Source organism: Rhizobium sp. L1K21 (assembly GCF_024055895.1).
Lineage (GTDB): Bacteria > Pseudomonadota > Alphaproteobacteria > Rhizobiales > Rhizobiaceae > Ensifer_A.
The window spans coordinates 409,949-431,553 of the sequence record NZ_JAMXLE010000002.1 but is presented as its reverse complement, the minus strand read 5'-3'; the positions used below and the strand labels follow the sequence as shown (position 1 = coordinate 431,553).

22 protein-coding genes and 1 tRNA gene are annotated in these 21,605 nt (G+C 56.0%); 10 read left to right on the top strand and 13 right to left on the bottom strand.

The genetic code is table 11. From position 1 onward, the window contains the following. Positions 1–4: 4 nt before the first annotated feature. Genes NHF56_RS14625 through NHF56_RS14615 form a run of 3 tightly spaced genes read right to left on the bottom strand, consistent with a single transcriptional unit; the run spans position 5 to position 3,417 of the window. The gene (locus NHF56_RS14625) at positions 5–1,603 is read right to left on the bottom strand and encodes a carboxyl transferase domain-containing protein (protein WP_252805764.1); all 1,599 of its coding nucleotides are present in this window, start codon (positions 1,601–1,603) and stop codon (positions 5–7) included. Beyond that, positions 1,603–2,766: an isovaleryl-CoA dehydrogenase gene (locus NHF56_RS14620; RefSeq protein WP_256995417.1), complete on the bottom strand. Its 1,164-nt coding sequence runs from the start codon at positions 2,764–2,766 to the stop codon at positions 1,603–1,605. The genes NHF56_RS14625 and NHF56_RS14620 overlap by 1 nt, the downstream gene beginning before the upstream one ends. A 27-nt stretch (positions 2,767–2,793) precedes the next feature. After that, on the bottom strand, positions 2,794–3,417 hold the full coding sequence (locus NHF56_RS14615; RefSeq protein WP_252805762.1) for a TetR/AcrR family transcriptional regulator: 624 nt from the start codon (positions 3,415–3,417) through the stop codon (positions 2,794–2,796). A 293-nt stretch (positions 3,418–3,710) separates the two neighbouring features. Here NHF56_RS14615 and NHF56_RS14610 point away from each other — a divergent pair, with 293 nt between their 5' ends. After that, complete coding sequence (locus NHF56_RS14610; protein WP_252805760.1) at positions 3,711–4,133, top strand: helix-turn-helix domain-containing protein; 423 nt, start codon at positions 3,711–3,713, stop codon at positions 4,131–4,133. Positions 4,134–4,330: 197 nt separating this feature from the next. Here NHF56_RS14610 and NHF56_RS14605 read toward each other — a convergent pair whose 3' ends face one another. After that, entirely contained in the window at positions 4,331–4,600 is a 270-nt protein-coding gene (locus NHF56_RS14605; RefSeq protein WP_252805758.1) for a hypothetical protein, read from the bottom strand. Further along, entirely contained in the window at positions 4,584–5,774 is a 1,191-nt protein-coding gene (locus NHF56_RS14600; RefSeq protein WP_252805756.1) for a GNAT family N-acetyltransferase, read from the bottom strand. Before NHF56_RS14600 ends, NHF56_RS14605 begins: the two co-directional genes overlap by 17 nt. 88 nt (positions 5,775–5,862) lie before the next feature. Here NHF56_RS14600 and NHF56_RS14595 point away from each other — a divergent pair, with 88 nt between their 5' ends. Continuing rightward, positions 5,863–6,903 carry a LysR family transcriptional regulator gene (locus NHF56_RS14595; protein ID WP_252805754.1) on the top strand — a complete coding sequence of 347 codons (1,041 nt, stop codon included), beginning with the start codon at positions 5,863–5,865 and terminating at the stop codon, positions 6,901–6,903. Positions 6,904–6,993: 90 nt separating this feature from the next. Here NHF56_RS14595 and NHF56_RS14590 read toward each other — a convergent pair. Continuing rightward, positions 6,994–7,080, bottom strand: a tRNA-Leu gene (locus NHF56_RS14590). Positions 7,081–7,338: 258 nt separating this feature from the next. On the opposite strand from NHF56_RS14590, the gene NHF56_RS14585 reads away from it, so the two are divergent. Continuing rightward, the gene (locus NHF56_RS14585; RefSeq protein WP_252805752.1) at positions 7,339–7,752 is read left to right on the top strand and encodes a BA14K family protein; all 414 of its coding nucleotides are present in this window, start codon (positions 7,339–7,341) and stop codon (positions 7,750–7,752) included. Positions 7,753–7,782: 30 nt separating this feature from the next. Here NHF56_RS14585 and NHF56_RS14580 read toward each other — a convergent pair whose 3' ends face one another. Continuing rightward, complete coding sequence (locus NHF56_RS14580) at positions 7,783–8,064, bottom strand: SelT/SelW/SelH family protein (protein WP_252805750.1); 282 nt, start codon at positions 8,062–8,064, stop codon at positions 7,783–7,785. Between the two features lie 85 nt (positions 8,065–8,149). Here NHF56_RS14580 and NHF56_RS14575 point away from each other — a divergent pair, with 85 nt between their 5' ends. Then, positions 8,150–9,142, top strand: coding sequence for an adenosine kinase (locus NHF56_RS14575; RefSeq protein ID WP_252805749.1), 993 nt, complete (start codon positions 8,150–8,152; stop codon positions 9,140–9,142). On the opposite strand, the gene NHF56_RS14570 is transcribed toward NHF56_RS14575, so the two are convergent. Beyond that, the gene (locus NHF56_RS14570; protein WP_252805953.1) at positions 9,135–9,641 is read right to left on the bottom strand and encodes an SH3 domain-containing protein; all 507 of its coding nucleotides are present in this window, start codon (positions 9,639–9,641) and stop codon (positions 9,135–9,137) included. The two genes, NHF56_RS14575 and NHF56_RS14570, sit on opposite strands and share 8 nt — an antisense overlap. Before the next feature lie 158 nt (positions 9,642–9,799). Here NHF56_RS14570 and NHF56_RS14565 point away from each other — a divergent pair, with 158 nt between their 5' ends. Next, on the top strand, positions 9,800–10,804 hold the full coding sequence (locus NHF56_RS14565) for a D-glycerate dehydrogenase (RefSeq protein ID WP_252805748.1): 1,005 nt from the start codon (positions 9,800–9,802) through the stop codon (positions 10,802–10,804). On the opposite strand, the gene NHF56_RS14560 is transcribed toward NHF56_RS14565, so the two are convergent. Continuing rightward, positions 10,805–11,509 carry a type 1 glutamine amidotransferase gene (locus NHF56_RS14560; RefSeq protein WP_252805746.1) on the bottom strand — a complete coding sequence of 235 codons (705 nt, stop codon included), beginning with the start codon at positions 11,507–11,509 and terminating at the stop codon, positions 10,805–10,807. It abuts the gene before it with no gap. Positions 11,510–11,564: 55 nt separating this feature from the next. Between NHF56_RS14560 and NHF56_RS14555 the strand changes: the two genes are divergently transcribed. Continuing rightward, positions 11,565–12,512, top strand: a complete 948-nt coding sequence (locus tag NHF56_RS14555; protein WP_252805744.1) for an AEC family transporter — start codon at positions 11,565–11,567, stop codon at positions 12,510–12,512. A gap of 59 nt (positions 12,513–12,571) precedes the next feature. Here NHF56_RS14555 and NHF56_RS14550 read toward each other — a convergent pair whose 3' ends face one another. Next, the gene (locus NHF56_RS14550; protein WP_252805742.1) at positions 12,572–13,819 is read right to left on the bottom strand and encodes a saccharopine dehydrogenase family protein; all 1,248 of its coding nucleotides are present in this window, start codon (positions 13,817–13,819) and stop codon (positions 12,572–12,574) included. 48 nt (positions 13,820–13,867) lie between these two features. After that, positions 13,868–14,965 carry a carboxynorspermidine decarboxylase gene (gene nspC / locus NHF56_RS14545; protein WP_252805738.1) on the bottom strand — a complete coding sequence of 366 codons (1,098 nt, stop codon included), beginning with the start codon at positions 14,963–14,965 and terminating at the stop codon, positions 13,868–13,870. A gap of 268 nt (positions 14,966–15,233) precedes the next feature. Between nspC and NHF56_RS14540 the strand changes: the two genes are divergently transcribed. Continuing rightward, entirely contained in the window at positions 15,234–16,430 is a 1,197-nt protein-coding gene (locus tag NHF56_RS14540; RefSeq protein ID WP_252805737.1) for a multidrug effflux MFS transporter, read from the top strand. Between the two features lie 2 nt (positions 16,431–16,432). Here NHF56_RS14540 and NHF56_RS14535 read toward each other — a convergent pair whose 3' ends face one another. Continuing rightward, the gene (locus tag NHF56_RS14535; RefSeq protein WP_252805735.1) at positions 16,433–17,155 is read right to left on the bottom strand and encodes a phosphatase PAP2 family protein; all 723 of its coding nucleotides are present in this window, start codon (positions 17,153–17,155) and stop codon (positions 16,433–16,435) included. A 50-nt stretch (positions 17,156–17,205) separates the two neighbouring features. Next, positions 17,206–18,318 (bottom strand): 3-isopropylmalate dehydrogenase, encoded by a 1,113-nt coding sequence (gene leuB / locus NHF56_RS14530; RefSeq protein WP_252805733.1) that lies wholly within the window; start codon positions 18,316–18,318, stop codon positions 17,206–17,208. Between the two features lie 206 nt (positions 18,319–18,524). Here leuB and NHF56_RS14525 point away from each other — a divergent pair, with 206 nt between their 5' ends. From NHF56_RS14525 to NHF56_RS14515, 3 genes are all read left to right on the top strand, one after another. Then, positions 18,525–18,785 carry a hypothetical protein gene (locus NHF56_RS14525; protein WP_252805731.1) on the top strand — a complete coding sequence of 87 codons (261 nt, stop codon included), beginning with the start codon at positions 18,525–18,527 and terminating at the stop codon, positions 18,783–18,785. 150 nt (positions 18,786–18,935) lie between these two features. Next, complete coding sequence (locus NHF56_RS14520) at positions 18,936–20,279, top strand: glutamine synthetase family protein (RefSeq protein WP_252805730.1); 1,344 nt, start codon at positions 18,936–18,938, stop codon at positions 20,277–20,279. Next, entirely contained in the window at positions 20,279–21,586 is a 1,308-nt protein-coding gene (locus NHF56_RS14515) for an NAD(P)/FAD-dependent oxidoreductase (RefSeq protein WP_373456311.1), read from the top strand. The genes NHF56_RS14520 and NHF56_RS14515 overlap by 1 nt, the downstream gene beginning before the upstream one ends. The last annotated feature ends 19 nt before the right edge of the window (positions 21,587–21,605 follow it).

Below are 21,605 nucleotides of genomic sequence, written 5' to 3'. Positions count from 1 at the left end.
TGCCTCACATCCTGAACAGGCCGAACCGGGTGTCTTCCACCGGGGCATTGAGGGCAGCTCGAAGAGACAGCGCCACCACATCACGGGTCTTTTCCGGGTCGATGATCCCATCGTCCCAGAGCCGCGCGGACGCATAAAGAGGAGCCGATTGCCGTTCGAATAGGTCCAGCGTCGGGCGTTTGAACGCGGCTTCTTCTTCTGCGCTCCAGCTGCCGCCTTTTGCCTCGATGCCCGCCCGCTTGACGCTCGCCAGGACACCGGCCGCCTGGGCACCGCCCATGACCGAAATCCGCGCATTGGGCCACATCCAGAGAAAGCGTGGACTGTAAGCGCGGCCGCACATTCCATAATTGCCTGCGCCATAAGAACCACCGATAATCACCGTCACCTTGGGTACATTGGCGGTGGAGACTGCGGTGACGAGTTTTGCGCCGTCCTTGGCAATGCCGCCTGCTTCATACTTGGAGCCGACCATGAAGCCGGTGATGTTCTGCAGGAAGAGCAGGGGTATCTTTCGCTGGCAGCACAGTTCGATAAAATGTGCGCCTTTGAGGGAGCTCTCGGAAAACAGCACGCCATTATTGGCGATGATACCAATGGGTATACCGTCGATATGGGCAAAGCCGGTCACCAGTGTGGTCCCATAGCGCGGTTTGAATTCGTCGAAATCGGACCCATCAACAATACGCGCAATGACATCGTGGACATCATAGGGCGTTTTCGTGTCTGCCGGCACGATGCTCATAATGTCGCGCGCCGGATAAAGCGGTGCTTTCGCCTCTATCAAAGCAATGTTCGGAGAAGGGGCCGGACCCAGATGCTTCACGATCTGCCGGGCAAGCGCCAGGGCATGATCGTCATTATCAGCCAGGTAGTCGGCAACGCCGGAGAGGCGGGTGTGCGTGTCACCACCGCCAAGCGTTTCGGCGTCAATGACCTCTCCTGTAGCTTCCTTGACCAGGGGCGGGCCCGCAAGAAAGATGGTCCCCTGATTTTTCACGATAATGGTTTGGTCGCTCATGGCAGGAACGTAAGCTCCGCCTGCGGTGCAGGAACCCATCACAACCGCAATCTGTGCGATACCTTTCGCGCTCATGCGCGCCTGATTGAAAAAGATACGCCCGAAATGCTCCTTGTCCGGAAACACTTCGTCCTGATTGGGAAGATTCGCACCGCCACTATCGACAAGATAAAGGCAGGGCAGGCGGTTTTCTTCGGCAATCTCTTGCGCCCGCAAGTGCTTCTTGACGGTCAGAGGGTAATAGGTACCACCCTTCACCGTCGCATCATTGCAGACAATCATGCAGTCGCGACCAGAAATCTTGCCGATACCGGCAATGACGCCTGCTGCGGGAATATCGTCCTCATAGACGCCGGTGGCGGCAAAAAGTCCGATTTCGAGAAAGGGCGAACCGGCATCCAGCAGACCGCCAACGCGATCGCGTGGCAGCAGCTTGCCGCGCTTGACGTGGCGGGCACGCGAGGCTTCGTTGCCGCCCTGCATAATACGCAGCGCTTCTTTTTCGATCACATCACGCTTGGCCAGCATTGCCTGGCGATTGGTCTCTGCATCGGCAGGAAGTGAACTTTTCAGCACAGCCATCAGCGCATTGCCTTCATCAGTTCGCGGCCAATCAGCATTCGGCGAATTTCCGAGGTTCCAGCACCGATCTCCATCAGTTTTGCGTCCCGGAAGATACGGCTGACCGCGCTGTCGTTCATGAAGCCCGCACCACCCATGGCCTGCACGGCCTGATGGGCAACATTCATGGCCTCTTCAGAGGCATAGAGCACACATGCGGCAGCATCCTGCCTCGTCACCTCGCCACGGTCGCAAGCCGCAGCGACCGCATAGACATAGGCGCGGGCGGAATTCATCTTGGTGTAAATATCGGCGATCTTGCCCTGCATCAGCTGGAAGTCGCCAATCGACTCACCAAACTGCTTGCGTTCGACAAGATATGGCATGATCTCGTCCAGACATGCCGCCATGATGCCACAGCCAATGCCGGAGAGGACGACGCGTTCGTAATCAAGTCCTGACATAAGAACATTGACGCCCTTGCCTTCTTCACCCAGCACATTTTCAAACGGCACCTCGACATCCTCGAAGATCAGTTCGGCCGTGTTGGAGCCGCGCATACCTAACTTGTCAAAGTGTTGTGACGTAGAGAACCCCTTCATCGTCTTCTCGACAATGAAGGCAGTGATACCCTTGGGGCCTGCCTCCGGATCGGTCTTGGCATAGACCACCAATGTATCGGCGTCGGGGCCATTGGTGATCCAGTATTTCGTACCGTTCAGTCGGTAGTGATCATTGCGCTTTTCAGCCCGCAGCTTCATTGAAACGACGTCGGAACCTGCGCTCGCTTCAGACATGGCGAGCGCGCCGACATGCTCCCCGGAAATCAGTCTAGGCAGGTATTTTTGCTTTTGCGCGTCGTTCGCGTTGCGCTTGATCTGGTTCACACAAAGATTGGAATGCGCGCCGTAGGACAACGAAACCGAGGCAGAGGCGCGGGCAATTTCCTCAACGGCAATCGTGTGCGCAAGGTAGCCTAGACCTGTTCCGCCATAGTCTTCCGAAACCGTGATACCGAGAAGCCCGAGTTCACCCATTTCCTTCCACAGGTGATTGGGAAACGCATTGGTCTTGTCGATCTCGGCTGCAAGTGGCTTTACCCGCTCCTGCGCCCAGCGATGAACCGTCTGGCGCATCGCCTCCACATCTTCGCTTAAGCCGAAACCCATCGTGTGATTGAACATTTTGCCCTCCCAGGCGATATGCCGCGATCATTCAGCGGCTCGCATCCCTTTTTCATCTTTTTCGACACCAGCGCTTCGAAGCACCATCTGCGCGTAAATATCCTCAATTCGTGCCTGCGAGAGCCGCCCCCCGCTGCGATACCAGGTGTTCACGCCTGTCAGCATCGACAATATGGCCATCGCGACGACATGGGCCTCTTCAAATGCAAAGACACCGGCAGACTGACCGCGCAACAGGATTGCCTTCAGACGCGCCTCGTAAGCCCGCCGCAACGCCTCCACGGCTTTGAAGTTCTCCGTTTCCAGCGCTCTCAACTCCATATATGAGATGAACACGGCGTCAGCGCGGTTGATGTGATGGCGCACGTGAAATCGTGCGAAAGCCTCAAGAGCCTCTTCCGCTTCGAGATCGTCCAGGGCCTCTTCATCCAGAGCCGCAAAAAGTTCGTCCATATGCTCCTTGAGAAGCGTAACGAGAAGCTGCTGCTTGTTGGGGAAATATTTATAAAGCGCACTCGCCTGCACGCCGACGGCGTCAGCAATCTGCCGCATGGAGACCGCATCATAACCGTGACGCGCAATTAACCGCAGGCTTTCCGCGCGGATAAGCCCCGCCGTCTTTTCTCCGTTTGAACCCGCCAGCCGCGCCAAACTTGCCTCTTAATTTAACGAATGTTCATTTAATTCTTGCCACAAAACCCGAAAAGGTCAAGTGGGTTCCCATGGCTCGTGTGCCTTTGATGGCTGTCCCTGCCAAGCCAATTGCGGAAGCTGTGAACGTGCTGAGGAGGGTGGAGCAACTTTGGAATGTATTTTTCAACCACCGAGAAGCTGTCGCTATAAATGATTCAAATGCTGTCTAAATTCAGCGAGTGATATTGATGCAAATATAAGATAATAATAATGTATATGACGTTTGATCAAATCGTTGGGAGGCACTTGGGTTGCTGCAAAAAGAAAAAATACTACAGCAGGCGGATATGCATGTGGGCGTGCGAATCAAAATTGCGCGAAAATTGAAGCATATCAGCCAGACGAAACTTGCAGAGCATCTGGGCGTCTCGTTTCAGCAGGTGCAAAAATATGAAAACGGCAAGAATCGCATCAGCGCCAGCAAGCTTGCTGCTGCAGCAGATCTCCTTGGAGTAACGCCCGCCTTTTTCTTTGCCGACGGCCAGGCCCCTGCCGGACTTGACGGCAATATCGACGACGAAAGCGCTAAACTGATTGAGCTCATGTCCAATGAAGATGCACTGGCATTGAATTTGTACTATGCCAAAATCGAAAATCCGGAAGTCAGGCGTTCGGTTCTCAATCTCGTTCAAGACCTCGCCGCCGCCGAAAGCCAGCAGAACCTACATATTTGACGGTTGCCCCTTTTCGATATTTCTCAGCTCTCCGAGAACGAGGGCGAGAAGATAGACGAGAAATGTATTCCCGGACCCTCTGGATTCAGAGATCATCGAGAGCACTTCACCACGCATGCGCTCGATGTCCTGGTGCTTTTGATTGATTTGCATTGCCTTGGATGCCCGATCTTTTTTCTGCATTTTTTTGCCCGGTTTCAACGAGTTGGTGGTTTGATGGGAAATACATTTCCGGCATTGCCGGAGAGCGCTGCGAGAAATTTCAACTCGATCAGCTTCTCCAGGCGCGACCCGGGGTTTGAAAGTGTGTCCTTTCCACCGATCGACTGCAGGGCCACTTCCAGCAGCGCTGCGCCAATAAGGTCGGCGGCGAAGCGGCAGCCGATTTTTTCAGCCGACTGCCTGCAGGACGTGAGCGCGACAATGAGTTCGCGGGAGGTTTCTTCCATCTCAGCCGAAGGCAGCATTTCTGGCCGTCCCCTCGCGTGCTGATGTTTCCAGAATGCCTGGATAGTGCCAACGTCCTTCCGGTCTGATGAGACGGTAGGGATCGTCGTTCAGGGAGACCGCATCGTTTTTCGGCGATATGGTTTCGGCCATCTCGACAAAGGTATAGCCGGAAAAATCGAACTCGGCGGCCCCCTCTTTCAGGTTGAAACCGAAGCTTTTCCAAAAATCCAGCAGGTCGGTGCGGGCATGGCCGTAAATGCGGCGGAAACCCTTTGCCCGGCACAATTCCACCGAGGCGCGAACGAGCTCAAATGCCGTACGGGACGTTCGGAACTCTTTCCTGACGGCAAGCCGTTCCAGCTTTGCAAAATCACCGAAGAAGCGGATTCGCATGCAACCGACCGGCTCGTTGTCGACATAGGCCAGAACGTGTGTTGCGGCAAAGTCGTTGCCGTCGAACTCTTCGTCATACGGGCAGCTTTGTTCGCCGATATAAACGGCGCTGCGGATGGCGGCGACCTTCATCAGTTCGGATATGTCGTGGACAACGGTTATGCCCGTGGGATTAAGGTCGCGATCATACCGGTCATAGCGCGGACGTAGTGCATTGAGCGCCTTCTTGGAGCGCGCGAGGATGAAAAGGTCTGGACGCGAGAAGCCATCGAGCTCAACCCCCTTGATGAAGCCGTCTCTGAGCATGGCGCGTTCGCCGCGCACCGTCGCCGACCAGGAAACAAGGTCGCATTTGGCGTAGCGTGGAGAGGTAAAATGATCCAGCATAAGACGAATGCCGGCTGCCGAAATGCCCGGTGTATAAGACGCCCAGACATAGATGAGCGCCGGCGTTTCAGACTGTTGAACCAGGCAATCGAGCGGTGGATTCAGGAGGTTCAAAGAACCGTCCAGCAACTTGCGCTTGCCCTGTTCGTTCAACAGAAGAAAGCTTTGAAAGCCTTCCGGCTGGGCGCTGTTGTCGCGCGAAAAGAGCCAGACGGAGTCGGGATTGTAGTTTGCCACTGCCAGAACAGCTTCCGGCCGGGCAAGTTGGCCAATCGCCTCAACGGCCTTTGGCAGAAGATATTCAATATTTTCGCGTGTGATATGATTTGTCGCCTTAACACGCGCCATGGCTTCGCGGATTTTCTCGGCGGAGCGTACTTTACCGTTCGAAAGAAAGTTTTTGTTGCTCATCGGGGTTCCAATCTGTCAATATTAACGTCAGCTTAAAAGAGGTGCGCATCTTGTGCTTTGGCAAATGTTGAACAGGAGGTTTCCCTGAATGGAAAACCCTTGGAGCAACTCAGATTGGGATCTGGTTCGGGTTTTCCTCGCGGTCGCCGAGGGCGGCAGCTTCTCCCGTGCTGCCGAAAATATCGGTATGTCGATCAACACAATCAGGCGCACGATTGAACGACTGGAGGACCAGTTCGGCTGCGCGCTCTTTTTCAGAGAGCCCACCGGTCTGCGGCTGACACCGGAAGGCAGACGTATCATCGCCTCCGCGCGCGAGGTACAGAAGTCGGTCAACGATCTCTGGCGCATCGCCGCATCCAGCATGGATACGATGAAGGGGCCGATCAGGCTTGCCATCACGGAAGGATTGGGAACCTTCTGGCTCATTCCGCAAATCAGCCAGTTCATAGAGGCGACGTCGGGCAATAATCGCATCGAGCTTCAATGCGCGCTGAAATCGGTCGACGTGTTGCGGCTGGAAGCCGATATTTCCATTCAGTTCGAGGAACCCAAAAATCCGGATCTGATACGGCGAAAGCTGGGCACGCTGCATCTGGTGCCCTGGGCCAGCGCGCAATATGCCGAGCGCTTCGGGCTGCCGAGCACTTTTGTGGAACTCGCCAACCACCGCGTGGTAGAGCAGGAAACGGACCAGCTTAACAATTACGATCTTGACGGACTGTTTGGCCCAGGCGCGGCTGAACGGATGGTCGCGATCAAGACCAATTTTTCCTCAGCCCATTATTGGGCGATCTCCAAGGGAATTGGTATCGGCATGATGCCGAGCTACGCGAAGATGATCGGCGGTCAGGTCCTGCCGGTGCCAATAAAGCAGTTGCGGCTTTCGACACCCATCTGGATGGCCTGCCACCCGGAAGTCTTGAAATCTGCCAGGCACCGAAAGTTCGCTGATTGGCTGGCAAGCTGCTTTTGCCCTGAAAAATATCCCTGGTTCCGTGACGAATTCATGGCACCGGAAGACGTGGAAGCCCATTTCCGCCGGCTCGATCTCGGCGACTATTTTTCAGGCTTCGTGGCCTCACCGCTGGACTTTGGCAGTGATCGGGCGCGACAGTCAAAAGGCTGACCGCCCCCGTGCGACAAAATCTGCCATTTCAACAAAAAACCCCGCTTTCGCGGGGCTTTTGGGACTTCCGGAAAATCCGGAGCGATGATTTGGTGCCCAGAAGAGGACTCGAACCTCCACACCCTTGCGAGTACCAGCACCTGAAGCTGGCGCGTCTACCAATTCCGCCATCTGGGCAACGGGGAGCGATGTAAGAGGCATGGCCTTCGCTGTCAACTGGCATTTTCACAAAAACGTCAGCTTGCGGGAACTATTTTCAAAAGCGGGCATTAATGGTGGCAGGCTTTCACAGCGTAGCATCACGTGAATGTCCATATCAAAAATGGCTGGCTTTATTCTCGCCGCAGTTAAGGCTCAGGATTGAAGCCGTTAGCAGATGGGAGCCGAGCCCGAAAAGGGCAAAGAGGAGGTTTCCGTCCTTTAAGGGAGAGGGTCATGCTCGATTTTGCCCGTAAACTTGCCTCGGCGGCAATCGGCTTTGCTGCTGTTGTTTCAACCGCGGTTCCGGCCGGCGCGGTCATGCGCGCCGATATGCAGGTGCAAACGCAGTCTCAAGTGCAGGATGTGCGCTGGGTCTGCGATCGTCATCGCAACTGCTGGGAGGAGCCTCGCGATCATCCACGCTCCGGCTTCAGCATCCAGATCGGACCCGGCGGTGTTTATGCAGGTCCGACCTATCGCCCCCGCGAACATTATCGCCCGCGCCATCACTATCGTTCGGGCACCAGCAGCGCGTGGAACGCACATGTAAACTGGTGCATGGAGCGCTACCGCTCCTATAACCCCCGCACAGACACGTTCCGTACGTATAGCGGCCACGATCGCCGCTGCCACTCACCTTACAACTGATAACGTATAGTCTGAGCGAGCGCGATCGTGTTAGGGCCTATCCAGATGGCCGAGATCGCGCTCGGGTTCGATGACGTCACGCACGCGTTGCTTCAGCTCTTTGGGACCAGGAAACCCGCCGTCGCGCTTGCGCTCCCAGATGAGTTCGTCATCGACACGTATTTCGAAGTTCCCGCCTGTTCCCGGTATCAGCGCCACCTCGCCAAGCGCATAGGAAAATGTGGACAAAAGTTCCTGCGCCATCCATGCAGCCCGCAAGAGCCAGTTGCATTGCGTGCAATAAAGAATAGTAACGCGTGGCTTTTCCAGCATCTTTTTCTCTCCTGAGCCAAATGGCCTTTCAAATCCGGCGAAAATCCTTAAACAGGAAGATATCTGATATCAGCCGGATTACGAGATGACCAAATTTGACGTTCTGACAGTTGGCAACGCTATCGTCGACATTATTGCAAACTGTGAGGAGAATTTCCTGACGGACAACGCCATCAACAAAGGTGCCATGAACCTTGTGGACGCAGAACGAGCGGAAATGCTTTATTCGCGCATGGGCCCGGCTTTGGAAGCGTCAGGCGGAAGTGCGGGTAACACGGCGGCAGGTGTGGCAAGCTTTGGCGGCAAGGCGGCCTATTTCGGCAAGGTTTCGGCAGACCAGCTTGGCGATATCTTTGCCCATGACATTCGCGCGCAGGGCGTTCATTTCGAAACAAAGCCGCTTGAAGGTTTCCCGCCGACGGCGCGTTCAATGATATTCGTCACGCCCGATGGCGAGCGTTCCATGAACACCTATCTTGGCGCCTGCGTTGAGCTGGGTCCGGAGGATGTGGAGGACGAGGTTGTCGCGCAATCGAAAGTGACCTACTTCGAAGGCTATCTCTGGGACCCGCCGCGCGCCAAGGATGCGATCCGCGAATGTGCCCGGATTGCGCATGAGAACGGGCGCGAAGTCGCCATGACGCTCTCCGATTCATTTTGCGTCGATCGCTACCGTGGTGAGTTCTTGGAGCTGATGCGTTCCGGCACCGTGGATATCGTTTTTGCCAACCGCGCCGAACTGCTGGCGCTTTACCAGATGGATGATTTTGAGGCTGCGCTCGAAAAGATCGCGTCAGAATGCAAGATTGCCGCGGTGACAAATAGCGAGCATGGATCGGTTGTGATCCGCGGGTCCGAGCGCGTGAATATCTCCGCAATCCCGGTGCACCGTGTGGTCGACACAACAGGTGCGGGCGATCTCTATGCTTCAGGCTTTCTCTACGGCTATACGCAGGGCCTATCCCTGCAAGCCTGCGGCGATTTAGGCAGCCTGGCGGCAGGAACCATTATCCAGCAGATCGGCCCGCGGCCAATGGAATCACTTGCTAACCTGGCAAGAAAGAGCGGCCTTATTTGAAGGCCTCGCCGGGATAAGCGCCCCAGATTTCATTTTGCGACAGCCAGCCTGATGCCGCGTTGATCGAAGCGTGGCACCACTCGCCGGTGCACTCGTCGATGTCCACAATGACGCCTGGCTGCAGACGGGCGACAATCTTGGCGTTCGTTTGCGCTTCCTCGCGCATATTGACATAGACCTCGTCGCCTTTGTCGCGCATCCAGGGTGCTGCAACCGCTGTGCGCTGACCGGAAAGCAGCGAATGATAAACCCAACCCTCCGTGCCGTCGACATCGCGGATACGCCGCCAGTTGTCGTATTCCTGAACGATTTCCACCGGCAGTCCGGGGCGGGTGTAAAGCCAGGAGACGGCGTAGTTCGTGCCCGGCCCTACGCGCAGGTTCAGTCTTTGCGCCTTCAGGCTGGCGAAACGGGGCAGGGGCAGGCCGCTTGCGCCTTTGGTAATGGCTTGCGCCTGAACAGCAGGTGCATGAAAAAGACAGACAGGCAGTGCAAGCATGGCAGGCACAAAAAACACAAAAAGCCATTTTCGCATTGCAGACGTCATTCCTTGAGTCTCGAGTTCTGTTTGTCTTCCTTGACGGGTCTGATAGAAAGATCGCGATCGCGGAATTGTCGCCGATCTTGGTTAATGAGCCCTGAACAGAAAAAGAAGCCATGCCCAATCGCAAGAAGCCCAAGGTTTATCTCACGCGCAAATTGCCCGAAGCAGTGGAAACGCGCATGTGTGAGTTGTTTGATGTCGAGTTGAACGTTGACGATAAGGCGCGAACGCAGCCGCAACTGGTGGCAGCGGTGAAAAGCGCCGAGGTTCTGGTGCCGACCGTCACCGACAAGATCGACGCAGCCCTGATCGAGCAGGCCGGCCCGCAGCTCAAGCTGATTGCGAGCTTTTCGAACGGTATCGACCATGTCGATGTCGATGCTGCCGCGAGAAAGGGCATCACCGTTACCAACACCCCCAATGTGTTGACCGAAGACACCGCAGACATGACCATGGCGCTCATTCTCGCAGTCCCGCGCCGCCTTGTGGAGGGTGCTGAGATTCTGACCGATAACGGCGGCGAATGGGAAGGCTGGTCGCCCACATGGATGCTGGGAAGCCGCATCTGGGGAAAACGGATCGGCATCATCGGCATGGGCCGCATTGGCACTGCGGTCGCACGCCGGGCCAAGGCTTTCGGTTTGTCCATTCACTACCACAACCGCAATCGCGTCAGTGAAAGTGTGGAAGAGGAGCTGGAGGCGACCTATTGGGAGAGCCTCGATCAGATGTTGGCGCGTGTGGATATCGTGTCGGTCAATTGCCCCTCGACGCCTGGCACATTTCATCTCTTGTCCGCTCGCCGTTTGGCTCTGATGCAGCCGAATGCCTACATCGTCAACACCTCACGCGGTCAGGTGATCGATGAAAGCGCCATGGTCAAAGCCATCGCTGAAGGCAAACTGGCAGGCGCCGGGCTCGACGTTTTCGAAAACGAACCGCGGGTCAATCCAAAGCTTCTCAAGCTGATGAAACAGGGCAAGGTTGTGCTGGTGCCGCACATGGGTTCGGCAACGCTGGAAGGCCGCGTCGATATGGGCAATCGTGTCATTATCAACATCAGAACCTATTTCGACGGCCACCGTCCGCCAGACAGGGTGCTTCCCGGACGCCTCTGATCAGGCGGCCAGCAAATTGACCCAATTTCGCAACAGCATGGTGCTCGCCCGGTCCGAAACATCGGCATGGAGCGAGGCCTGCCGGTCCAGATCTTTGAGCCAATCCGGGTCTTTTTCAAGAATGATATCGCGAAGCATGGTGCTCCAATCATAGACGGTCGCCCGTCCGGCTTCCGAATGAAACTGAAGGCCGTAGCAACCGTTTCCAACGCGAAACGCCTCGTTTGATACTCGCTCATTACCGGCCAGACGCACGGCCCCTTCCGGCAGCGTAAACGTATCGTCATGCCATTGAAACTGCACAAACCGCTCCGGCAGGCCGGCCATGAGTGGGTCTGCTTTTCCTTCTGGTGTAAGCTCCACCTCTTGCCAGGCGAATTCTGCTGCACCGCCGACAATGTTTTGACCGCCGAAAGCGCGCGCAATCAGTTGGGCCCCAAGGCATATGCCGAGGACAGGCTTTTTCGCCGTGTCAAAGGCGCGAATGAGGTCCAGCAGGGCGGGGAAGTGGGGCGAACCCGCGTCATCAAGCGCATTTTGTTCGCCGCCCATAATCACCATCCCCGCGAAGCCGTCGGGAGAGGGGGAAAGTTTTTCCCCACAATAGGCCGCACAATATTGCGCTTTGCCACCGGCTTCCGTTATGGCCTTACCAAGTAGCCCCATCGCGGTGCCGCGCATATTCAAGACGACGAGAATTTTCATACACATTCCTTAATGAGGCTGCTGGGTTTGGCGGTCGTTCAAACGAAAGCTATCCATGTCTGCCATTTTTGCCAATGTTCTTCCGGTCTTCATCCTCATCCTTGTCGGCTGGTTGCTGCTTGCTACAGGCTATCTGAAAGCGGATGTCGGCCAGGCCATGGGCGCATTCGTTTTCAAGGTGGCCGTTCCGGTTCTCCTGTTCACGGCCATTGGGCGGGCAGATTTTGATCCCGGAGCGGCGTTCAGGCTTTGGGGCGCTTACTTTTCCGGCATCGCCATCGCCTGGATTGCCGGCCAGCTGATTTCCGCGCGGGTGTTTCACCGCGACCCGAAAGCCTCCGTCGTGATGGCGTTCTCGTCATGCTTTTCAAATCTCGTGCTGATTGGACTGCCGCTGATATCGCGAACCTTCGGCTCGGAAGGTCTGCTGGTCATTTCGACGCTCCTGGCCGTGCATCTGCCAACCATGATGACGATCAGCACTGTGATGATCGAGTTTCAGGAAAGCCGCGACGGCACGCACCATCCGCTTTCCGAAATCCTTGTTCAGATTTCAAAGAGCCTCGTGCGGAACCCGATGATCATCGCAATCCTGTCAGGTGCTGTGGTCAATCTGTTGGGTATTCATCTGCCGGATGCGGTGATGTCGGTGACTGATCAGCTTGCGCACATTGCCGGGCCCATGGCGTTGGTGTCGCTTGGCATGTCGTTGCGTCAATATGGCGTGTCGGGCAGCCTTGCACCGGCTTTTGCCGCCAGCGGCCTGAAACTTGTTCTCATGCCCGCCGCCGTCTTTCTCACGTCACGCCTCTTCGACTTGCCCCCGGTCTGGGCAATGACAGCGGTGCTTTGCGCCTCAATCCCGCCGGGCGTCAATGTCTGGCTGATTGCCAACCAGTTCAACTCTGACCGGCGGTTTGCCGCCTCCGTCATCACCTTGGGAACGGCCCTTGGTGTGATCACCGTGTCTGCGTGGGCCGCACTCATAGGCGTAGGGACCTAAAAGCAAAAAAGCCCGGGAACGAAGCCCGGGCTCTCTTCTGGGGTATGTATCGAGACCGATCAGGGCTCGACGAATTCCAGGTCGCGCTCGCCGTTTTCGTCGCGGATCGAGGTCTGCAGACCAATGCGGTTCAGGACAGCAAGGAACGGCTGCGGCGGCAGTTCTTCCACATTTGCCATCTTCTTCACATCCCAGGCACCCTTGGCAACCAGGATTGCGGCTGCAACAGGCGGAACGCCAGCCGTATAGGAAATGCCCTGCGAACCGACTTCGTTATAGGCTTCCTTATGGTCGGCAACGTTGTAGATGAAGACTTCGCGTTCCTTGTCGTCCTTCGTGCCTTTCACGAAGTCGCCAATGCAGGTCTTGCCGGTATAGTTCGGTGCCAGAGAAGCGGGATCGGGCAGGCAAGCCTTCACCACCTTCAGCGGAACAACTTCATCGCCGTTGGCAAGCTTCACCGGCTGCTCGGAAAGAAGGCCGATATTCTTCAGCACGGTGAAAACGTTGATGTAGTGGTCGCCGAAGCCCATCCAGAAGCGAACGTCAGCGCCGTCCATGTTCTTGGACAGCGAATGCACTTCGTCGTGGCCGGACATGTAGGCCTTTTGCTTGCCAACCACCGGCAGGTCATATTCCTTGCCGATCTCGAACATCTTGTTGGTCTTCCATTCACCGCCCTGCCAGGAATAGACAACGCCCGTGAATTCACGGAAGTTGATTTCCGGGTCGAAGTTCGTGGCGAAATACTTGCCATGGCTGCCTGCATTGATATCGACGATATCGACGTCGGTGATCTTGTCGAAATATTCGTCCTTGGCCAGAGCCGCGAACGCATTCACCACGCCTGGGTCAAAGCCCGCGCCGAGGATTGCGGTGATGCCTTTTTCTTCGCATTCAGCAGCACGCTTCCACTCGTAGTTTGCGTACCACGGCGGCGTTTCGCAGATTTTGTCGGGCTCTTCGTGAATGGCGGTATCGATATAGGCCACGCCGGTGTCGATGCATGCGCGCAGCACGGACATGTTCAGGAAGGCGGTGCCAACATTGATGACGATCTGGGAGCCGGTGTCCGTGATCAGCTTCTTGGTCGCTTCAATATCCAGCGCATCCAGCGCATGGCCTTCAAGAACGCCAGGCTGCTTCATCGCCTTCTTCTCTTGAACCGAAGCGATAATGTCATCACACTTCGATTTGGTGCGTGATGCGATATGGATATCGCCGAGGATATCGTTGTTCTGCGCACATTTGTGCGCCACAACTTGGGCAACACCGCCCGCGCCAATGATCAGGACATTCTTCTTCATTTTGGTTAGACCGCCTCCGTTGAGATCAGTTGAAAATTATGGTGCCTGTCAGGACAGGCTGTCTACGTAATCCTGGTAGCCAAATTCACGAACCGTGCGGATAGTTCCATCCAGCTCCTTGATGGCAATCGCAGGCATATTGACGCCGTTGAACCAGTTCTTTTTGACCATCGTGTAACCGGCAGCATTCTGGATCGACAGACGCTCGCCCGCCTTCAGTTCATGGTCGAACTTGAACTCGCCGAAAATATCGCCCGCCAGGCAGGACTTGCCGCACACCATATAGTCATGGTCGCCCTCATTCGGCTCCATCTTTGCCGATTCCCGGTAGATCAGCAGATCAAGCATATGGGCTTCAATGGACGAGTCAACGATAGCCAGATTCTTGCCGTTGAAGAGCGTATCGAGAACCGTGACTTCAAGTGTCGTCGATTTGGTGATCGACGCTTCGCCCGGCTCCAGATAGACCTGAACACCGTATTTTTCCGAAAAGCCCTTGAGCCTTTCAGCAAGCCTGTCCAGTGGATAGCCTTCGCCGGTAAAATGGATGCCGCCGCCCAGGCTGATCCATTTCATTTTTTCGATCAGATGGCCGAACGTGTTTTCGATATGGCTCAGCATTTCGCTGAACCGGTCGAAATCATCGTTCTCGCAATTGTTGTGAAACATGAAGCCGGTGACTTTATCGGCAACGGCTTCGATCTTCTTCGGATCCCACTCGCCCAGACGCGAATTCGGTCGCGACGGGTCCGAAATCAGCCATTCCGAAGTTGAAACACCGGGATTGACCCGCAGACCGCGGATTTTGGAGGCAGACTGCGCTTCAAACCGCGTCAGCTGGTTGATCGTGTTGAAGATGATCTTGTCGCAATTGTCGACGACCTCATCGATCTCATCGTCGCCATAAGCAACCGAATAGGCGTGGGTCTCTTTGCCGAATTTCTCACGGCCAAGCTTCACCTCATAAAGAGAGGATGACGTTGTGCCGTCCATATACTCGCTCATCAGATCGAAGACAGACCATGTGGCAAAGCATTTGAGCGCCAGAAGGCTCTTTGCGCCCGACTTCTCACGCAATTCGGCAATCTTCTCCATGTTTTTAAGAAGCTTCGACTTGTCGATGAGATAGTAGGGGGTTTTCAGCATTCTTTGATGACCGTCCGATATTGATAAAGGTTGCAGGATGGCTGCCAATACAGGCAACGTGTTCCATACTCAATGGGCATTTAATTGCTGCCCGTCACATTTCCAAAAACCCAGCTTTCATAAAGCAAGAATGTGACAAACCGTAGAAGCACCCATAAAGGATTTCAATGGCTGCATCAAACCTGGTGAAAGGGCCCCGCTTGCCACGCATGAAAGCTTCTGTCATTGCTCTGCGTCCTTTTCGCGCTGATTTTATTAGAGCCGTCTCATGAAACCCGAAATTATCAAACTGGCCATCATTTTGGCCCTGCTCAGCTTCGCCGGTCCCATTGCGATCGACATGTATATCCCGGCTCTGCCGCGGATTGCGCATGATCTCGGAGCGGACGTTTCCGCGGTGCAGTGGACAGTCATGTCCTTCTTCACGGCCTTTGGCATTTCCCAGCTTGTCTATGGGCCAATCTCCGACAGCGTGGGCCGCAAGCCGCCGCTCTATTTTGGCCTCGGCCTGTTCTTCGTGGCTTCGCTCGGCTGCGCCTTGGCACCTTCGGTGGAATGGCTTATCGCTCTGCGCTTTGTGCAGGGCATTGGCGCTGCTTCCGTCATGTCGATCCCGCGCGCCGTTATCCGCGACCTTTACACGGGCAATGATGCCACACGCCTGATGTCCACCATCATGCTGGTCATTTCCGTTGCGCCTATGTTGGCACCGCTCGGCGGCAGCGGCCTCATCGTTCTCTTCGGTTGGCCGTCCGTTTTCGTGTTCGCGGCTTTGACGGCACTTGTCGGCATTCTGCTCACGCGCTTTACACTCGCTGAAACGCTGCACCCGGAATATCGGCAGACGTTCGAACTTTCCGGCATGCTGCGTGCCTTTTCCGTTCTCATAAAGGACAAGGGCTTCATGGGCCAGACCATGATTGGTGGTGCGGGAATGGCAAGCTTTTTCGCCTTTCTCGCCACCGCTCCGTTCCTCTACACGCAGCACTATGGTCTCACATCCATCCAGTTCAGTATCGCCTTTTCGGTCAATGCGCTGGGCTTTTTCGCCTCCAGCCAGTTTGCCGCAAATCTGGGTAGCCGATATGGTTCGCTGCCGGTGGTGAAGGCATCCGTTGCCGGCTTTGCATTCACGACGTCATTAATGTTCGTGCTGTTTCTCCTCGGCTTCCAGTCATTCTGGCTTCTTGCGGGTCTCCTTATCATTTCCAACGCCTTTCTCGGCCTGATCATCCCGACCGCGATGGTGCTTTCACTGGAGGAACACGGCCCCATTGCCGGCACGGCGGCAGCGCTGGGTGGTACGCTGCAGATGCTCGTCGGTGCCGTCGCCATTGTTGGCGTCAGTGCGATATTTGACGGTGGACCGGTTTCGGTCACGCTGGCGATTGCAATTTGTGGAATTGTAGCGCTGGGTGTGTCCCTGGCTCTGCTCGGCGGCAGCAACAATAGGCAGGTGGCCTGATTTCAGCGGCCACGCCGGCTGACGTAATAGCCGTATTGCGCGAAGAAGATCGCACTCATATAGGCATACCACATGCCGAAGGAATATCCGGCAATCGCGTCGCTCAGATAATGCGCGCCGACGAAAACGCGCGTCATGGCGAAGGCAAAGCCGATCACGAGAAGCGGTAGGCGAAACCTCGGAAAAAGCACGGCAAAACCCATCGCCATCGCGCCAAAGGTCACCGAATGGCCTGAAGGAAAGCTTTCGAAAGCGCTACTTCCTGCAAGCGGCTGAAAGTGAAACGCGCCGAACTCGTCAAATACCCGCGGCCGTCCTCTGCCGAAGAGCCGTTTGAGGATGTTACCGAGAATGCCCGAAAGCGCGACGGACAGGAACATGTAGGCGCTAGCAACTGCCCAATATTCGGCTTTTTCACGCAAAGCCGATACCTGTTCGCGCTTGATAAGCCAAAGCGAGACACCGAAAAGAAGAGCGCTGGGAACAAGAACCCATGCCGAATTGCCAAACCCGGTCATGAATTCGGCAATTGATCGAAACCAGTCGGGAAACTGTCTTGCGGCAAGCGTCAGCTCGACATCGCGAAACACCATGGCCCAAACGACGAGGCAGGCAGTTATTGCCAACCATGTTTTCCAATGGATGCGTGGCGCTGATGGCGCAAATTGTTCTCTTCGCGCTTTCAGCGTGCTGAACAGACCATTGCGAACAGGATCGGCCATCATGCGCCCTTCAAATGACCGCCCCGCCGTGCAGCGGAGCGGTGTCTTGCACGTCAGGCAGAAAGCGCCTGGAATTCGGCAAGGATCGCATCACCCATTTCTGCGGTGCCAACCTGCTTGCAGCCTTCGGCCATGATGTCGCCGGTGCGGATGCCCTTTTCGAGAACTTTGGCGATCGCCTTTTCCAGATTGTCGGCTTCGGCAACCATGTTGAAGGAATAGCGCAGGCACATGGCAAAGGAAGCGATCATCGCGATCGGGTTTGCAATGCCCTTGCCGGCGATATCAGGCGCAGAGCCGTGAACCGGCTCATAAAGCGCCTTGCGCTGGCCGGTCTTTTCATCCGGCGCGCCAAGCGACGCCGAAGGCAGCATGCCGAGCGACCCCGTCAGCATGGCAGCAACGTCGGAGAGCATGTCGCCAAACAGATTGTCGGTCACGATCACGTCGAACTGCTTCGGCGCGCGAACCAGCTGCATGCCACCGGCGTCTGCCAGCATGTGGGACAGTTGAACGTCGGAATATTTCGCCTTGTGGGTTGCGGTCACCACTTCGTTCCACAACACGCCCGATTTCATAACGTTGCGCTTTTCCATGGAGCAAACGGCATTCTTGCGGGTGCGAGCCAGTTCGAACGCAACGCCTGCAATGCGCTCGATTTCATAGGTATCGTAAACCTGCGTATCGACAGCGCGCTTCTGCCCGTTGCCAAGATCGGTGATGATCTTGGGCTCGCCAAAATAAACGCCGCCGGTCAATTCGCGCACGATAAGAATATCGAGGCCTTCCACCAGCTCAGGCTTGAGCGAGGAGGCCGAAGCAAGTGCCGGATAGCAGATCGCCGGGCGCAGGTTTGCGAACAGTTCGAGATCCTTGCGAAGGCGCAGGAGTCCGGCTTCAGGGCGGACGTCGTAAGGCACGCCATCCCATTTCGGACCACCGACAGCACCAAAGAGTACCGCATCGGCCTTCATGGCCTTCGCCATATCGTCCTCAGAGATCGCCGCACCATGCGCATCATAGGCTGAACCGCCCACGAGACCTTCATCGACAGCAAAACCGGCCGCCATGGATTCATTCATCCAGGCAATGATCTTGCGGACTTCGCCCATGGCCTCGGGGCCAATGCCGTCACCAGGCAGAAGGAGGAGATTGCGCACAGTCATGGAATACCCTTTTTCTCTTAAAATACGATGTTGGCCGGTTCTTATAGCGGCTTCCGGTTCTTTTCAAGCGATCCGCGTCTTGCGCCCTGTTTCCTCTGTAACATCAGAGCGCTCCGCTTTCTGGCACCTTGTGATCAATGAATGAGACGGGCTCATTCAAATGCACGAACAAAGTCGATTTGAACCACACCCAGAGGAGAAGACCCATGAAAAAGTTTTTTGTTGCCACCCTTGTCGCCGTTACCGCAGCCGTATCTGTCGCACCGGCTGCCAATGCCAAGAAGCTGTGGCTGAAGCCGCCCCACCACCACCACAAGCACCATTATGGTGCAGGTGCAGCCATCGGCGCAGGCGCACTGCTCCTCGGCACGATCATTGCCAGCCAGAAGAACGCATATGCTGAATGCTGGTATGAGAAGCGCTACGACAAATACGGCGAGCGCTATACGGTGAAGATCTGCGAATAAGTCGGCAAATTCCGACCGCGAAAACAAAAAACCGGGCCTCACGGGGTCCGGTTTTTTCAGAATGCGTCGTCGTGCAAGCTTGACCGGCTCTGCGAAACCGTGATCAATCCAGGTATATGAAATAGATCAGCTTTGCTGAAGCGGGGAATTGTGGTTGACGCGGAATTTAGCTCTAATCTTGATGACGATATTGAAAGCATCCAGGCCGTCATCTGTGACCTGAACGGCATTTTGCGGGGCAAGCGCGTGCCCGTCAGCCAGTTGGAAAAGGTGCTGGGCGGCGGAATTCGCATGCCGCTTTCCATCCTTGGTGTTGATATCTGGGGTGAGGACATTATCGGCTCCGAGCAGGTTTTTCTCCATGGTGACAATGACGGCATCTGCGAGCCGACAGGCCGAGGTCCGGTTCCTGTGCGCTGGACGCAGCGTCCCAGCGCGGTCGTACCTCTGTGGATGTTTGAAGAGTCCGGTAAGCCGTTTCTGGCCGACCCGCGTCAGGCTCTCGCCGCTGTAATTGCCCAGTACCATGATATGGGCATTTACCCCGTTGTTGGCTCCGAACTCGAATTTTACCTGATCGATTCCGAGCCCGATGCGCCGGAGCCGCCGATTTCGCCTTATACCGGCAAGCGGCTGGATTCCGATGCCATTCTTTCGATCGACGAACTGGATGATTTCGGCGGCTTCTTCTCCGACGTCTATGAAGAGTGCGCGCGTCAGAACGTGCCAGCGGATGCGGCTGTGGCAGAAAATGGGATCGGTCAGTTCGAGATCACGCTTCTCCACGGAAACGACCCGCTGAAGGCTGCCGATGACATCATTTTCGCAAAACGCATCATCAAGGGTGTGGCCCGGCGTCACGGCATTGCCGCAACCTTCATGGCCAAGCCCTATGGATTGCGCTCCGGCAATGGCATGCACATGCATTTCAGCATGGTCGACAAGGACGGCAAAAACGTTTTCGCCACCGAGGAAAATGAAAGCACCGATATTTTCAAACATTCGGTCGCGGGCATGCTGAAGGCAATGCCTGAATCGACGCTGCTTTTTGCACCGCATTTCAACTCGTTCCGGCGTCTTCGCCCCGATACGCATGCGCCAACCTCCATCTCCTGGGGTTTCGAAAACCGCACCGCCGCGATCCGGATTCCAGGTGGTGGGCCAAAGTCACGCCGCATCGAGCACCGCGTTCCCGGTGCCGATTCCAATCCCTATCTGGCGATGGCCGGCATTCTGGGGTCAGCGCTGGTTGGTATTCGCAACAAATGGATGCCGCCGAAGCCGATCGAGGGGCGCGCCTATGGTGATCGCCTGAAGAAGATCCCCGTTGAATGGGGCAGCGCCGTGGACGCCTTTGAAGAGGGCGAGATCATGGCCGAGGTTTTCTCGCCCTTGCTGCGCAATATGCTCGTTGCCTGCAAACGTCAGGAGATCGCCGGTTTTGCCGAGCAGGTCACGGACTATGAGTTCAGCGCCTATCTGGAGATTGTCTGATGGCAAAAGCTGGAAATTATGCCGGCGCCGGCCAGTATCCCGGTTCCTACTATGCGGCGTCCCGCAATATCGAGCGCAGCCCGAAGGTTCTGGAAGGGGCCGTTGAAACCGATATTTGCGTCATCGGCGGCGGCTATTCGGGTCTGTCGACATCCATTCACCTGGCCGAAAAAGGCTACAAGGTCACGCTGGTGGAAGGCGCACAAATCGGCTGGGGCGCATCGGGTCGCAACGGCGGTCAGGTCGTCAATGGCCTGAATGCCAGCCTTGATACGATCAAGCGTCGTTACGGTGACGATGCCGCGCGCTTTGTCGGAGGCATGGTGCAGGAAGGCGCGCAGACGATCTATCGTCTGATTGAACAATACGGTATCGAGTGCGACCTCAAGCGCGGCAACATTTACACCGCCTATACATCAGCCCATATGCGGGAACTCGAAGCCAAAAAGGCGCTCTGGGAAAGCTACGGCATGAGCGATCATGTCATGCTCGACCGCAACGCTCTTCGCGCCGAAGTCGGCTCCACGGTTTACGCAGGCGGCATGCTGGATACATCCGGCGGCCATCTGCATCCGCTGAACCTCACATTGGGCGAAGCTCGTGCGCTGGAAAGCCTTGGCGGTGAGATTTACGAACTCTCGACGGTCACACGGGTCGATCAATCGTCAGAAAAGCCAATCGTTTACACCGAAAAAGGCCAAGTCACAGCCCGCATCGTCGTCGCCTGCGGCAACGCCTATCTTGGCCATGTGATCCCGGAACTGACGGACCGCGTTCTCCCGGCCTCCACGCAGATCATCGCCACAGAACCCCTATCTGAAGAGCTCGCGCGCAAGCTTCTGCCCGGCGACAAATGCGTCGAGGATGTACGTTATATTCTCGACTATTATCGGCTCTCGGCAGATCGGCGCATGCTGTTCGGCGGCGGTACCATTTATGGCGGCACGGATCCGGCAGACATTATCGCAAAAATCCGGCCCAACATGGTGAAGGTATTTCCGGAACTGGAGAACGTCAAAATCGACTACGCCTGGAGCGGCAATTTTGCGATCTCATTCACGCGTGTGCCGCAGATGGGCCGTCTCGGCAAAAATGTCTATTTTGCCCACGGTTATTCCGGGCACGGCGTCACGGGAACCCATCTTTTCGGCAAAATTCTCGCCGCCGCGATTGATGGAGACCAGTCGCGCTTCGATACCTTTGCCGCCATGCCCTGGTACCCATTCCCGGGTGGGCGCATGTTCAGGGCGCAATATTCCACGATCGGCTCCTGGTGGTACGCATTCAAGGATAAGTTCGGACTTTAACGAAGGATAAGGTCACGCA

Coding starts and splice junctions, on each gene's coding strand:
- NHF56_RS14525 (WP_252805731.1), top strand. CDS start 18,525: ATGAAAAAGTTTTTTGTTGCCACCCTTGTCGCCGTTACCGCAGCCGTA.
- NHF56_RS14620 (WP_256995417.1), bottom strand. CDS start 2,766: ATGTTCAATCACACGATGGGTTTCGGCTTAAGCGAAGATGTGGAGGCG.
- NHF56_RS14565 (WP_252805748.1), top strand. CDS start 9,800: ATGCCCAATCGCAAGAAGCCCAAGGTTTATCTCACGCGCAAATTGCCC.
- NHF56_RS14570 (WP_252805953.1), bottom strand. CDS start 9,641: ATGCTTGCACTGCCTGTCTGTCTTTTTCATGCACCTGCTGTTCAGGCG.
- NHF56_RS14580 (WP_252805750.1), bottom strand. CDS start 8,064: ATGCTGGAAAAGCCACGCGTTACTATTCTTTATTGCACGCAATGCAAC.
- NHF56_RS14595 (WP_252805754.1), top strand. CDS start 5,863: ATGGAAAACCCTTGGAGCAACTCAGATTGGGATCTGGTTCGGGTTTTC.
- NHF56_RS14540 (WP_252805737.1), top strand. CDS start 15,234: ATGAAACCCGAAATTATCAAACTGGCCATCATTTTGGCCCTGCTCAGC.
- nspC (WP_252805738.1), bottom strand. CDS start 14,965: ATGCTGAAAACCCCCTACTATCTCATCGACAAGTCGAAGCTTCTTAAA.
- NHF56_RS14605 (WP_252805758.1), bottom strand. CDS start 4,600: ATGCTGCCTTCGGCTGAGATGGAAGAAACCTCCCGCGAACTCATTGTC.
- NHF56_RS14555 (WP_252805744.1), top strand. CDS start 11,565: ATGTCTGCCATTTTTGCCAATGTTCTTCCGGTCTTCATCCTCATCCTT.
- NHF56_RS14600 (WP_252805756.1), bottom strand. CDS start 5,774: ATGAGCAACAAAAACTTTCTTTCGAACGGTAAAGTACGCTCCGCCGAG.
- NHF56_RS14575 (WP_252805749.1), top strand. CDS start 8,150: ATGACCAAATTTGACGTTCTGACAGTTGGCAACGCTATCGTCGACATT.
- NHF56_RS14515 (WP_373456311.1), top strand. CDS start 20,279: ATGGCAAAAGCTGGAAATTATGCCGGCGCCGGCCAGTATCCCGGTTCC.
- leuB (WP_252805733.1), bottom strand. CDS start 18,318: ATGACTGTGCGCAATCTCCTCCTTCTGCCTGGTGACGGCATTGGCCCC.
- NHF56_RS14550 (WP_252805742.1), bottom strand. CDS start 13,819: ATGAAGAAGAATGTCCTGATCATTGGCGCGGGCGGTGTTGCCCAAGTT.
- NHF56_RS14535 (WP_252805735.1), bottom strand. CDS start 17,155: ATGATGGCCGATCCTGTTCGCAATGGTCTGTTCAGCACGCTGAAAGCG.
- NHF56_RS14560 (WP_252805746.1), bottom strand. CDS start 11,509: ATGAAAATTCTCGTCGTCTTGAATATGCGCGGCACCGCGATGGGGCTA.
- NHF56_RS14585 (WP_252805752.1), top strand. CDS start 7,339: ATGCTCGATTTTGCCCGTAAACTTGCCTCGGCGGCAATCGGCTTTGCT.
- NHF56_RS14625 (WP_252805764.1), bottom strand. CDS start 1,603: ATGGCTGTGCTGAAAAGTTCACTTCCTGCCGATGCAGAGACCAATCGC.